Origin of the sequence: Streptococcus suis S735, from assembly GCF_000294495.1 — a bacterium.
Classification (GTDB): domain Bacteria; phylum Bacillota; class Bacilli; order Lactobacillales; family Streptococcaceae; genus Streptococcus; species Streptococcus suis.
In genome coordinates this window covers 1091150-1103983 of sequence record NC_018526.1, presented here as the reverse complement: position 1 = coordinate 1103983, position 12834 = coordinate 1091150, and the positions used below count along the sequence as shown (strand labels likewise).

Sequence of the window (12834 nt, the reverse complement as noted above, 5' to 3'; positions counted from 1 at the left end):
TTCTAAGCCTTTTATAGTGTATTACCGTGAATTTGAACTGGTACTTGTTGAGCTAGTGCTTGTACCAGTATTTGGTGTACTGGTAGCAGTTGTACTACCGTGAAGTTCTAGGTAGCTTGGTGCTTTAAATAGTTCAATTGTTGATTTATTGCCGTTTGTGCTATACAAACTTGTTGATTGTTTGCCAAGTTTATTCTCTAGTGCAATCTCGGCAGCCAATGAGTCAATGTAGTTATATTGGCTTGGATCCAAGGCTGGCAATCCATTGTCGAAGAACCGGATAAGATCACCAGTTTGAATGGCATCGCTAGTCGCCAGTTGTGCTGCAGTAGCTTCTTTAATTGCATCAATTTCTTTCTGAGTTGTCTCATCTGGATTTGTAATTTCAAGACCAGTTTCTGTATAATAGATTTTACCTTCGTAGCTAGTGTATTTTGGTGTGATAAAACTGCCAGCAGTTCGAAGAGCCACAATTTGGCTGTGTTGGCTGGAAAGTAGGTCTTGACCAACTTGAAGATAGTTATCGGATTTGATTCCTAAAAGATGTTCGAGAGTGGGAAGTGCATCAATCTCACCACCATAGGTATCAAAAATCCCACCGTTGGTCATTCCAGGTACAACAATCATATATGGAACACGTTGCATCATGGCATTGTCAAAATCTGACCAAGTCTGAGAATCTTTTCCAATCAACGGTGCCAAGTCAGGATTACGTGAATTAGAAATTCCATAGTGATCACCATAGAGGACGATGATGGAGTTTTCGTACAAGCCAGTCGCTTTTAAGTAATCGAAAAATGCCTTTATGGACGCATCGAGATAGTTGGCAGTAGCAAAATAGCCATTAATGGTTTCATCATCTGTATTGGCTAATGGAAAGCCAATCTCATCCCCAATCAAGCTGGTTGTATAGGGGTAGTGGTTGGAAACTGTGATAAATTTGGTATAGAAGGGTTGCTGTAAATGTTCCAGATATTGGATAGAGTCGGCGAACATGATTTTATCATTCAGACCGTATTGGAATGAATTTTCAGCAGTGGCTTTAGAGAAATAGGATTGATCAAAGAAGTAATTGTAACCCCATTGTTTATAGGTGTTGTTCCTATTCCAGAAACTGGCTGCATTACCGTGGAATACAGCAGATGTATATCCTCCATTTTGAGAGAGAATATATGGTGCAGCTTGTTGGGTATTGCTTCCGCCATATTGGACCATGAAAGAGCCTTGATTGAGTCCAAAAAGAGAGGTTTCAATCATGGTTTCGGCATCAGAGGTCTTACCTGCCTTAACTTGGTTAAAGAAATTGGAAAAGGCAAGAGTAGAGCTAGAATGATACAGAGAATTGAGGAAAGGTGTGACTTCGTGCTCGACACCGTTGACATTCAACTTATAGTCAATAACAAATTGTTGTAAGCTTTCTAGGTGGAGATAGATAACATTTCGCCCTTTGGCAATACCGAAGTAGTTGTCATTCGGTTGAGCATAATGTTCTGTAATATATTGTTTCACAGGCTCCAAATCTGTAGCTGATGCTCCAGAACGATTCTTGTGGGCATTGTAGGTTTGATTAGCATTGTAACCAAGGAAAGCAGGTAAACCAAGGGCTCTGACGATATAAGTATTAGAAAATCCTCTCGTAAGTAGCTCTGGTCTATCAATTTCTGCTAAAAAGAGGTTGATGGAGAAAAGCATGACTGATAGTGCTGTAATAGCAAAGCTAGATTTTTTATGAAATGTTTTTTTATCCCACCGGAGTAGTTTACGATAGACTAGGATTCCAAAAATGATAAAATCAAGAAAATAGACAATATCCCATAGCCTAAATAACTTAAGAGCTGCTTCTCCTAATCCAGCAGATACACTAGAGGTAGCCATTATAGTAGAGATGGAAATATAATCGGAAAATTCTCTGTAATAGACTGCATTTGAAAAGAGCCAGACGGAAAGAATAATATAAATGATCATCGCTACGCTATAGAAGACTTTTGTATTCTTTATATAAAGCGAGAGACCGAGTAATAAAATCCCGACTGGTAGAGGATTCATAATAGCAATAAAATTTTGGAAAAACCCTTGTGTATCTAAGTTGAAATCAACATAGTAGGCCCAGAGTGTTTTGAGCCAGTAAATGATTAGCAAAATCAAGACGAAACCAAGTCTAGTCTGTCCGCTCTTCTTGACATAGTCAATTAGTTTTTTCACAATAAAACCTCATGGTCCTTTCTAAAAGTTTAGTTCATTATACCATAATTCTAAAATAAGCCTCAAAGTTTAGAGTTTTTTTGGCATATATGAAGAAACATGTTATAATAATTCTATGAAAATAAAGGTAAACCGTATTGCAGAACAGAAAATAAACAGAGGGATTCAACTCTTGGATAGCGCTGATTTTTCAGGTGTTTCATTTGATGAAGACAGGCTGGCTGTTTTGTATTCAGAGTCTGGAAGCTATTTGGGTCAGGCTTATTTGTCCAAACAGAATAAGGGGATAGGCTGGCTGTTTAGTAGAAGCAATCAAGACTTGACCATGGATTTTTTTGTTAAATTATTCGTGGATGCTAAACAGAAACGTCAACATTTTTATCAATCTGAGATGACGAACGCTTTTCGTTTATTTAATCAAGATGGAGATAGTTTTGGTGGAATGACGGTTGACTTGTATGATGAATACGCAGTTTTTTCATGGTATAATACCTTTATTTATTCTGTCAAAGAGATGATTGTTGCTGCATTTCAACAGGTATTTCCAGAAGTAAGAGGAGCTTATGAGAAGATTCGTTTTAAAGGTTTGGCCTTTGAGTCTGCTCATCTTTATGGAGAAGAAGCCCCTGAGTATTTCACTGTGTTGGAAAATGGAGTTCACTATCAGGTCTTTATGAATGATGGACTGATGACGGGAATCTTTTTGGATCAGCATGAGGTACGTGGTTCCTTGGTGGATGGCCTGGCGGCAGGCAAGTCACTTTTGAACATGTTCTCGTATACGGCAGCATTTTCTATTGCTGCTGCCATGGGCGGAGCAGAGGAAACGACTTCTGTTGACTTAGCCAAACGCTCGCGAGAACTTTCTAAAGCTCACTTTAAGGTTAATAGTTTAGACTTAGATAATCACCACTTTGTAGTAATGGATGTATTTGAATATTTCAAATATGCCAAACGTAAAGGCTTAACTTATGATGTGATTGTCTTGGATCCGCCAAGCTTTGCACGAAATAAGAAACAAACCTTTTCAGTAGCCAAAGATTATCACAAGTTGATTTCTCAATCTTTGGAAATACTAAATACAGGTGGAACTATTATCGCTTCGACCAACGCCGCAAATGTTTCTGTTGAAAAATTTAAGCGGCAGATTGAAAAAGGGTTTGATGTTAGAAAACATCGCTATGAGGCAACTTATCGCTTGCCAGCCGATTTTGTAATCAATAAAAATGATGAAAGTAGTAATTACCTAAAGGTCTTTACGATACAGGTAGATAAATGAAAATAGTAGTTCCTATTATGCCTAGAAATCTGGAAGAGGTAGAGGCCATTGATGTAGAACGTTTAGCAGAGGCAGATATTGTTGAATGGCGAGCAGACTATCTTCTGAAAGATGATATTTTAAGAGTAGCACCTGCTATATTTGAAAAATGTAGTGGTAAGGAAGTAGTTTTCACCATTCGGACAACACGTGAAGGCGGTCACTTGGATTTGGACGATCAAGAATATGTCAATGTAATCAAAGAAGTAGCAACGCTTTATCAGCCAGATTATATTGATTTTGAATACTACTCTTATAAGTCGGTTTTTGAGCAGATGTTGGAGTTTCCTAATCTTGTGTTGAGTTATCATAATTTTGAAGAAACACCGTCTAATTATATGGAAATCATGTCTGAACTGACTAGCCTATCACCAGCTGTTGTTAAAATGGCTGTAATGGCTAAGACAGAGCAGGATGTCCTAGATGTTATGAATTATACTCGTGGTTTTAAATCACTGAACACTGAGCAGATATTTGCGACAATCGCCATGGGTGAACTAGGGAAGTTAACACGTATTGCAGGTGTGATTACAGGCTCCTGCTGGACTTTTGCCAGCTTAGATGAAACATCTGCACCAGGACAAATGTCTTTAAGCAATACTCGTAAGTTTCTGGAAATTTTGGAGAATTAAGTTATGCGTTATTTAACAGCTGGTGAGTCTCATGGACCACGTCTAACAGCCATTATTGAGGGAGTTCCAGCGGGTCTTCCTTTAACTGCCGAGGATATTAATGAAGAGTTAAAACGGCGCCAAGGTGGATACGGTCGTGGTAGTCGTATGCAGATTGAAACAGATCGCGTAGAGATTACAGCTGGTGTTCGTCACGGTAAGACAACCGGTGCCCCGATTACATTGAATGTGACCAACAAAGACCATCAAAAATGGTTGGATATTATGGCAGTTGAGGACATCGAAGAGAAACTCAAAAGTAAGCGTCGTATCAAACATCCACGACCAGGACATGCTGACCTAGTTGGTGGTATGAAATATCGCTTTGATGATTTGCGTAATTCCTTGGAGCGTTCTAGTGCGCGTGAGACAACTATGCGTGTGGCTGTTGGTGCGGTTGCCAAACGGATTTTGGCTGAGTTGGATATTGAAATTGCTAACCATGTAGTCGTTTTCGGAGGGAAGGAAATTGATGTCCCAGATGGTTTAAGCGTAGCAGAAATCAAAGAGCGTGCAGCCCAGTCAGAAGTATCCATTGTCAACCAAGAGCGTGAAGAAGAAATCAAAGCCTATATTGATCAAATCAAGCGAGATGGAGATACTATTGGCGGAGTGATTGAGACTGTTGTTGGAGGAGTTCCAGCTGGCTTGGGGTCTTATGTGCAATGGGATAAAAAGTTAGATGCAAAATTAGCGCAGGCTGTTGTTTCAATCAATGCTTTTAAGGGAGTAGAATTTGGAGTAGGCTTCCAAGCTGGTTATCTCAAAGGGAGCCAAGTCATGGACGAAATTCTCTGGTCCCAAGAAAAAGGATATACACGCCGAACCAATAATCTAGGTGGTTTTGAAGGTGGTATGACCAATGGCGAGGCCCTAATCATTCGTGGTGTTATGAAACCAATTCCGACCCTCTATAAGCCATTGATGTCGGTTGACATTGATACTCATGAGCCTTATAAAGCTACTGTGGAACGTTCAGATCCAACGGCTCTCCCAGCAGCTGGTGTAGTCATGGAATCAGTCGTAGCTACAACTCTAGCGACAGAAATCCTAGAGAAGTTCTCTTCCGATAATATGGAGGAATTGAAAGCTGCGGTAGCCAGTCATCGCGACTATGTCAAAAATTTCTAGGTAATTAATGAAAAAAACGATTTTAATTGTAGGTCTAGGGTTGATTGGAAGTTCACTTGCGCTCTGTATTCGCAAAGACCATCCAGACTATCACCTCATTGGCTTTGATCCTAACGAACAATCATGCCAAATTGCCTTGGGCAAGGGGATGGTTGATGAGGTATCAACGGAATTGGAGGGTGTAGCAAAGCAGGCTGATGTGATTCTTCTTTGTGTTCCAATTCAAGTTTCTTTGCGTTTGATTGAAGAATTTAGTGCCCTTGAATTGAAGGATACGGTCTTGATTACAGATGCAGGTTCAACGAAGTCTGCAATTGTGGCTGCTGCTGAGGAACATTTGGCGCCAAGACAAATTAATTTTATCGGTGGACACCCTATGGCAGGTAGTCATAAATCTGGTGCCAGTGCAGCAGATCTCCATCTATTTGAGAATGCTTACTACATTATGACACCGTGTCAGGCTACCAAGCAGGATGCGGTTCCCCGATTGACAGACTTGTTATCTGGAACGGGGGCACGTTTTGTTCAGATTGATGCAGCAGAACATGACCGTGTGACCAGTCAAATTTCACATTTTCCACACGTATTGGCTTCTAGTTTGATGCATCAAGCTGGTGAGTATGCTCAAGATCATCCCTTTACGAATAATTTTGCAGCTGGAGGATTTAGAGATATGACACGGATTGCGGAAAGTGAGCCGAGCATGTGGACTAGCATTTTGCTAACCAATGCAGATTCTATTCTAAATCGAATCGAGGAATTTCAAGCACGTCTTTCAGAAATTTCAGATGTTCTCAGATCTGGCGATCAAAAAGCAATTTGGGACTTTTTTGATAAGGGACGTCAAACTCGTAAAGCCATGGAAATTCACAAGCGTGCAGGTGTTGATTCTTTCTACGATTTATTCCTTAGTGTTCCTGATGAGGAAGATACGATTTTGAAGGTTTTGGAAGTCTTACGGGGTATTTCCATTGTCAATATTCGTATCAATGAAGAGAACCGTGAAGATATACACGGTATTTTACAAATCACGCTTAAAAACAAGGGAAATTTGGAAGACGCTGCGAAACGTTTAAGAGAGCAGACGACTTACAAAATCCATTTAGATTAGGAGAAAAATATGTCAACAAATATCTATGATATCGCAAATGAATTGGAACGTGCAATCCGTAACCTGCCTGAATATAAGGCGGTGGAAGCCGTTAAGGTCTCAGTTGAGGGGAATTCAGAAGCCAAAGAAATATTGGAAAGTTATATTTCTTTCCAAAAAGAGATCCAATCTAAATTGCAGGCTGGTGAAATTCCTACTGAAGCTGACCAAAAGAAAATGTTGGATTTCAACAAGAAAGTTCAGGGAAATCCACTTTTGACGGAATATTTCAGCAAGCAACAACAGTTGGGAACTTATGTAGCTGATTTGGAACGTATCATCTTCAAGCCTCTCAACGAATTGTTGTAATATATTTATATTTGATAGGAGCAGGGTGTTAGGTCATGGATTGACGCCTAGTATACACTGCTTACGTAGAGTTCTTATCTCCAAGTACAGATTCAGAAACGGTACTTAGGGCAGTAAGAACTCTTTTTTCTACCTTCTCACAGCATCCATTTCTTATAAAGTTATGGTAATTACTTGACATTTTCTAATAGAAGTTCTACAATATATTTAGTATATGGTTATAACCAGTTTGATAAGTATATATATCAATAAAGGAGATAATATGACAGTATTTATAAAAGCAAAATCTATTATTTTACCAGAGAGTGAGGTCGAATCAGCCTATTTGGAAATTACTGACAAGGGTCAGTTTGGACGGATTGTGATTGAAAAGCCTGAAGGGGAGATTGTTGATTATTCTGACTTTCATTTAGCACCAGGGCTAGTTGATACACATATCCACGGCTACGCTTCTCACGATGTTATGGACAATGATTTTGAAGGGATCAAGGTAATTTCAGAAGGTCTCTTGTCTTGTGGGGTGACCTCTTGGCTTCCAACGACATTAACAGATACGACTGAAAATTTAGATGCAGTTTGTGAAACGATTGGGACTTATGCAGGGCAGGAAACAGGCGCCAAGATTCAAGGTATTTTCTTAGAAGGTCCTTTCTTTACAGAAAAATACAAGGGAGCACAAAATCCTAAGTACATGAGCGATCCATCCATTGAAAAGTTAGACAATTGGCACAGCTTATCTAAAGGTTTAGTCAATAAAATTGCTATTGCTCCAGAACGTGAAGGCGTCAAAGAATTCATCGAGTTTGCTAACAGCAAGGCAATTCATACTGCCTTGGCTCACAGCGATGCGACCTATGCGCAAGCGGAAGCGGCAGTAGAAGCTGGTGCCAATATCTTCGTCCATGTTTACAATGGGATGAGTGGGCTTCATCACCGTGAACCAGGTATGGTCGGTGCTGCTTTGAATTTAAAAAATGTCTATGCGGAAATGATTTGTGATGGACACCATGTTCATCCAGCTGCGGCAGAAATCGTGGTCAAAGCACGTGGAGCTGAGGAAACTGTTTTGATTACGGACTGTATGCGAGCTGGCGGTATGGGTGAAGGGGAGTCCCGCCTCGGTGAATTTGAAGTTGTTGTAAAAGATGGAACTGCTCGTTTAAAAGAAAGTGGTAGTTTGGCAGGTTCTATCTTAGAATTGATTGAAGCAGTGCAGAATGTTGTGAAATGGGGCTTGGTATCCCTACCTGATGCCCTTCGTATGGCTTCTCTGGCACCAGCTCGCTCTGTCAATATTGACCATATTTGTGGTCGGATTGCAGAAGGCCGAGCTGCAGACTTTATCGTCGTAGATGATGCAGGACGCTTACAAGCGACCTATCTAGATGGCGTGAAACGATTTGGTTAATAAAATCCTTAGGAGGAAACTAATGACAAAATTACAACTTTCTCAGGCTAAATTCAATCACATGACTCGCTTGTCAAACAGCGATCAGGTGATTGCGGCTTTGGCGATTGACCAACGGGGGGCTTTGAAACGCTTGCTTGCTGCTGCAGCAGGTGGTGGCGAATTTGGAGATGACATTTTGATTGACTTCAAGAAAGTCATCTCAAGCGATTTGACTCCTTATGCAAGCTCCATTCTCTTGGATGCGGAATACGGCGTTCCGGCTTCAGAATTGCGCCATGCAGATTGCGGTTTCATTGCAGCTTATGAAAAAACAGGTTACGATGCGTCTACACCAGGTCGTTTGCCAGACCTTTTGCCAAATTGGTCAGCCAAACGTATCAAAGAATTGGGTGCAGATGCCGTAAAAATCTTGCTTTACTATGATGTAGATGACAAGCCAGAAATCAACGACATTAAGCATGCTTGGGTAGAACGCATTGGTAGTGAGTGTATCGCAGAAGATATTCCTTACTTCGTCGAAATCTTGACTTACGATGCCAGCGATATGGATGTGACTTCTCGTGAATACGCAGCCCTCAAACCACACAAGGTCAATGGTGCCATGCGTGAATTTAGTAAGTCACGTTATAATGCCGACGTGCTCAAGGTTGAAGTACCTGTCAATATGAACTTTGTAGAAGGTTACACAGATGAAGAGCCAGTCTATACAGTTGAGGAAGCTAAGGCCTTCTTCAAGGAACAAACAGATAGCACTCACTTGCCATTCATTTATTTGAGCGCTGGCGTATCTGCTAAACTTTTCCAAGAAACCCTTGTCTTTGCCAAAGAAGCTGGTTCAAGCTTTAATGGTGTTCTTTGTGGTCGGGCGACTTGGAAGGATGCAGTAGCCATCTTTGCAAGCGAGGGTGAAGAAGCAGCCAAAGCTTGGTTGGCGGATCAAGGCCGCCGCAACGTAGAAGAACTAAACGAGGTTCTAGCAATTACAGCGCGTCCTTGGACTGAAAAAGTTGAAGTAAAATAATTGTTTTAGTAGGGTCTGGGCTTAGGTTCAGACTTTTTGTAACATCAAATATAGTCATTTATACTCTTCGAAAATCAAAATCAGTCGATGTTGACCTGGTTTTGCAATCCGCTCTTATATCTCTCACCTTGAACAGTCCATTTACTGTGCAAGCAATCCCAGAAACAGTTATAGCTGCGGTTGTTGACGCAAACCTTGTTCCCCTTATTTCCAACCTCTGACTATTTGTGAAATAGTTGGAGCAAGTACTAAAAGTAAACTAAAAGGCTATATAAACAAGATGACAGGTCGTTTTATAGCTAATAATATAGGGGTCTATTTTTAGAAAAATTCGAAAAAACTTGAAAAATCTGAAAATTTACGCAATTCCCTATTGACAAATAATTTGAAAACAGTTATGATAGTTACAAATAAATGAGAAAGGGAAACAGAGATGTTACAAATGTGTCAAAATCATTCAGCTAATCATACTTATTTCTACGGCTATTTTAGATAGTGTTTGTAGACATGGTAAACATGGATGCAAACACGGGAACGTAAAGTTTGTATCTATGTGGCTGTAGCTATTTTGACATGTGCCTCATAGATGATACATCTAAATGGCACGGATAATTCATTCTGTTTTCCTATACAGATGAAATATAAGGACCGTTTAGAGTGTAGTCTAAGCGGTCCTTTCTTGTTTGCTATTATATTTATAAAAGGAGAATAATCATGGGATTTAAAAAAATTATACTTAGTTCAGTAGCACTTTTGTCAGCAGTAACGCTTGCTGCATGTAGTTCCAATTCGTCAGATTCAAGTTCAGTCAATGTTGGTATTATTCAATATGCTGAACATGAAGCGTTGAGCTCAGCTCGTGAAGGCTTTGTAGAGGCGCTCGAAGAAGCAGGCTACAAGGAAGGTGAAAATCTGACGATTGATTTGCAAAATGCTCAAGGTGATCAAGCAAACTTACAGACAATGGTTGAGAAATTGGCAGGAAAAAATGATCTTAACTTTGCCATCGCAACACCGGCAGCCCAAACCATGCTTAATGCAGATAGTGAAACATCAAGTGTATTCACAGCTGTCACAGATCCAGTTGAAGCAGGTTTGGTTGAATCATTGGAAAAACCAGGTGGGACCATGACGGGATCGATTGATGCAACTGATGTGGAAGGTCAAATCGAGATGTTGCTCAAAGTTGTACCAACTGCGAAGACTGTCGGTATTTTCTACAATTCTAGCGAGGTAAACTCAGAAGTTCAAGCTGAGCAGGCTAAAAAAGCACTCGAAGCAAAAGGTGTAAAAGTAGAAGTGACAACAGTTACGACGACAAACGATGTTCAGCAAGCTATTACTTCACTTGCAGGAAAAGTCGATGCTATCTATCTTCCAACTGATAATACAGTTGCCTCTACAGCTTCAACAATCGGTGATATTTTAAAAGAAGCAAAAGTTCCAGCTATGGGAAGTGACGCGGCAGTTATTGACGCAGCTCTATTTACCTACGGTGTCGACTACCATGCTATCGGTGTTCAAGCTGGTGAATTGGCTGTGAAGATTTTGAAGGGTGAAAAGCCTGCTGACTTAGCAGTTGAAAAACCAAATACAGCGGCTATTACCGTCAATGAAGAAATGGCTAAAGCTGTTGGTATTGATGCAGCGACTATAAAAGCATTAGAAGAGTAAAATATTTAGGAGAAGAAACGTTTATGTATTATAAGCTAGTAAAAAAATTGGCAACTATTTCAGTAGCAAGTATGGGTTTGCTAACACTTGCAGCTTGTTCCTCATCATCAGAACAAGCTTCCTCAGATGTGGTAAAAGTTGGAGTTCTCCAATATATGGAGCATGAATCATTGACAGCTGCCCGTGAGGGTTTTGTGGCGGAATTAGAAGCAAATGGTTATAAAGAGGGTGAAAAATTGGTTTTGGATTATCAAAATGCCCAAGGCGATCAAGCTAACCTTCAAACCATTTCAGAACAATTAATCGATGGAAATGATATTGTCTTGGCAATCGCTACGCCGTCTGCCCAGAGTTTAGCGACTGTGTCTACTGAAACGCCGATTGTCTTTACTGCGGTTACAGATCCCTTGTCAGCTGACTTGGTAGAATCCATTGAAAAACCAGGTGGACTTTTGACAGGTACATCTGATCAAGCTCCAATTGACAAACAGGTTGAATTGCTAGGACAAGCTGTTCCTGATGCTAAGACCGTTGGTATTTTGTACACTACTAGCGAACGGAATTCAGAAGTCCAGGTAGAGCAAGCTAAGGAATTGCTAGAAAAAGCAGGTTATAAGGTAGTAGTAAAAGGAATCACATCTTCAAATGAAGTCCAAGATGCGACAACTAGCTTGATGAAGGATGTAGATGCTCTCTTTATTCCAACAGACAATACTGTCGCTTCAACCATGACCATGATTGGTGAATTATCTGTGGAGCATAAGGTTCCAGTAATCGGTGGTTCAACGGACATGGTGGATGAAGGAGGTCTTTTGACTTACGGTACCAACTATGAAGCTTTAGGTCGTCAAACTGCAAAAATGGCTATTAAGATTATCGAAGGAGCCAATGTGTCAGAAACGGCAGTAGAATACCCAGAGACCGTCAGTCTTCACGTTAATGAAGAAATGGCTCAGAAATTAGGTATCGATACTTCTAAGCTTGCTGTATCTGAATAAGATCGGTAAGATAGAACCTAGTATTGACTACGAATTTAGAAAAAGGAGAAAATCGTGGATATTATTTTATCAAGTATCTCGCAAGGCTTGCTTTGGTCAGTTATGGCGATTGGTGTTTACTTGACGTTTCGTATTTTAGATATTGCTGATATGACAGCTGAGGGATCTTATCCGCTTGGAGCTGCTGTTTGTGCGACAGGGATTGTGAACGGAGTGAATCCCTTGCTGGCAACCTTTATGGCTATGGTAGCTGGTATGGGTGCAGGCTTGATTTCTGGTTTACTTCATACAAAACTAAAAATTCCAGCCCTTTTGACCGGTATTGTTACCTTGACAGGACTCTACTCCATCAACTTGAAAATCTTAGGCAAAGCCAATGTGGCTCTGCTTAAGCAAGAAACTCTAGTGACCCAATTGCAGGATTTTGGTTTGACAAAAACAAATGCTGTTTTGGTGATTGGTCTGGTCTTTGTACTAGCAGTTGTAGGCTTATTGACGCTCTTGCTCAATACACAAATTGGTCTAGCTATTCGTTCAACAGGGGATAATATTCCAATGAGTGAGGCCAATGGTATCAATGTAGATAATATGAAAATCTACGGTTATATGTTGTCGAATGGTCTAATTGCCCTTTGTGGTGCTCTTCTTACTCAGAATAATGGCTATGCGGATTTGAACTCTGGTACAGGTACCATTGTTATCGGTCTAGCATCTGTCATTATTGCAGAAGTTATCTTGCGTAACTTACGCTTGGGTTGGAGACTCCTATCGGTTGTTCTCGGTGCAGTTGTTTACCGTTTGATTATCTTAGCGATTTTGGAAATTCCAGGTATGGATGCAGACCTTGTTAAACTCTTCTCAGCTATCCTTCTGGCAACCGTTCTCTATGTGCCAGAATTGCAGAAGAAATTGAATATTCGTCGTCCAAAATTGAATGGAAATGCTTAGG

At 40.4% G+C, this 12834-nt stretch carries 11 protein-coding genes; 10 read left to right on the top strand and 1 reads right to left on the bottom strand.

Annotation, left to right across the window (positions count from 1 at the left end; translation table 11 throughout):
* Positions 1-21: 21 nt before the first annotated feature.
* A complete protein-coding gene (locus YYK_RS05475; protein WP_012775195.1) occupies positions 22-2202 on the bottom strand; it encodes an LTA synthase family protein in 2181 nt (726 codons plus the stop codon).
* A gap of 115 nt (positions 2203-2317) precedes the next feature.
* Between YYK_RS05475 and YYK_RS05470 the strand changes: the two genes are divergently transcribed.
* The 10 genes from YYK_RS05470 to YYK_RS05420 all read left to right on the top strand — a co-directional run bounded on the left by YYK_RS05470 (position 2318) and on the right by YYK_RS05420 (position 12833).
* Positions 2318-3481, top strand: a complete 1164-nt coding sequence (locus tag YYK_RS05470) for a class I SAM-dependent rRNA methyltransferase (protein WP_004194720.1) — start codon at positions 2318-2320, stop codon at positions 3479-3481.
* Positions 3478-4152: a type I 3-dehydroquinate dehydratase gene (aroD, locus tag YYK_RS05465; protein WP_012027218.1), complete on the top strand. Its 675-nt coding sequence runs from the start codon at positions 3478-3480 to the stop codon at positions 4150-4152. The genes YYK_RS05470 and aroD overlap by 4 nt, the downstream gene beginning before the upstream one ends.
* A gap of 3 nt (positions 4153-4155) precedes the next feature.
* A complete protein-coding gene (aroC, locus tag YYK_RS05460) occupies positions 4156-5322 on the top strand; it encodes a chorismate synthase (RefSeq protein WP_004194717.1) in 1167 nt (388 codons plus the stop codon).
* A 7-nt stretch (positions 5323-5329) separates the two neighbouring features.
* Positions 5330-6433 (top strand): prephenate dehydrogenase, encoded by a 1104-nt coding sequence (locus tag YYK_RS05455; RefSeq protein WP_012027217.1) that lies wholly within the window; start codon positions 5330-5332, stop codon positions 6431-6433.
* A gap of 9 nt (positions 6434-6442) precedes the next feature.
* Entirely contained in the window at positions 6443-6781 is a 339-nt protein-coding gene (locus YYK_RS05450) for a YlbF/YmcA family competence regulator (protein WP_002938966.1), read from the top strand.
* A gap of 262 nt (positions 6782-7043) precedes the next feature.
* Positions 7044-8189 carry an N-acetylglucosamine-6-phosphate deacetylase gene (nagA, locus tag YYK_RS05445; protein WP_012775194.1) on the top strand — a complete coding sequence of 382 codons (1146 nt, stop codon included), beginning with the start codon at positions 7044-7046 and terminating at the stop codon, positions 8187-8189.
* 22 nt (positions 8190-8211) lie between these two features.
* On the top strand, positions 8212-9213 hold the full coding sequence (lacD, locus tag YYK_RS05440) for a tagatose-bisphosphate aldolase (RefSeq protein WP_012775193.1): 1002 nt from the start codon (positions 8212-8214) through the stop codon (positions 9211-9213).
* A gap of 714 nt (positions 9214-9927) precedes the next feature.
* Positions 9928-10887, top strand: a complete 960-nt coding sequence (locus tag YYK_RS05430) for an ABC transporter substrate-binding protein (RefSeq protein WP_012028292.1) — start codon at positions 9928-9930, stop codon at positions 10885-10887.
* Between the two features lie 23 nt (positions 10888-10910).
* Entirely contained in the window at positions 10911-11885 is a 975-nt protein-coding gene (locus tag YYK_RS05425) for an ABC transporter substrate-binding protein (RefSeq protein ID WP_012028291.1), read from the top strand.
* A gap of 54 nt (positions 11886-11939) precedes the next feature.
* Positions 11940-12833 (top strand): ABC transporter permease, encoded by an 894-nt coding sequence (locus YYK_RS05420; protein ID WP_002940642.1) that lies wholly within the window; start codon positions 11940-11942, stop codon positions 12831-12833.
* Position 12834: the final 1 nt, after the last annotated feature.

Excerpts from the sequence above, each read along its gene's own strand:
- aroD (WP_012027218.1), top strand. The coding sequence starts at position 3,478 with ATGAAAATAGTAGTTCCTATTATGCCTAGAAATCTGGAAGAGGTAGAG.
- YYK_RS05430 (WP_012028292.1), top strand. The coding sequence starts at position 9,928 with ATGGGATTTAAAAAAATTATACTTAGTTCAGTAGCACTTTTGTCAGCA.
- YYK_RS05450 (WP_002938966.1), top strand. The coding sequence starts at position 6,443 with ATGTCAACAAATATCTATGATATCGCAAATGAATTGGAACGTGCAATC.
- YYK_RS05470 (WP_004194720.1), top strand. The coding sequence starts at position 2,318 with ATGAAAATAAAGGTAAACCGTATTGCAGAACAGAAAATAAACAGAGGG.
- aroC (WP_004194717.1), top strand. The coding sequence starts at position 4,156 with ATGCGTTATTTAACAGCTGGTGAGTCTCATGGACCACGTCTAACAGCC.
- nagA (WP_012775194.1), top strand. The coding sequence starts at position 7,044 with ATGACAGTATTTATAAAAGCAAAATCTATTATTTTACCAGAGAGTGAG.
- lacD (WP_012775193.1), top strand. The coding sequence starts at position 8,212 with ATGACAAAATTACAACTTTCTCAGGCTAAATTCAATCACATGACTCGC.
- YYK_RS05455 (WP_012027217.1), top strand. The coding sequence starts at position 5,330 with ATGAAAAAAACGATTTTAATTGTAGGTCTAGGGTTGATTGGAAGTTCA.
- YYK_RS05425 (WP_012028291.1), top strand. The coding sequence starts at position 10,911 with ATGTATTATAAGCTAGTAAAAAAATTGGCAACTATTTCAGTAGCAAGT.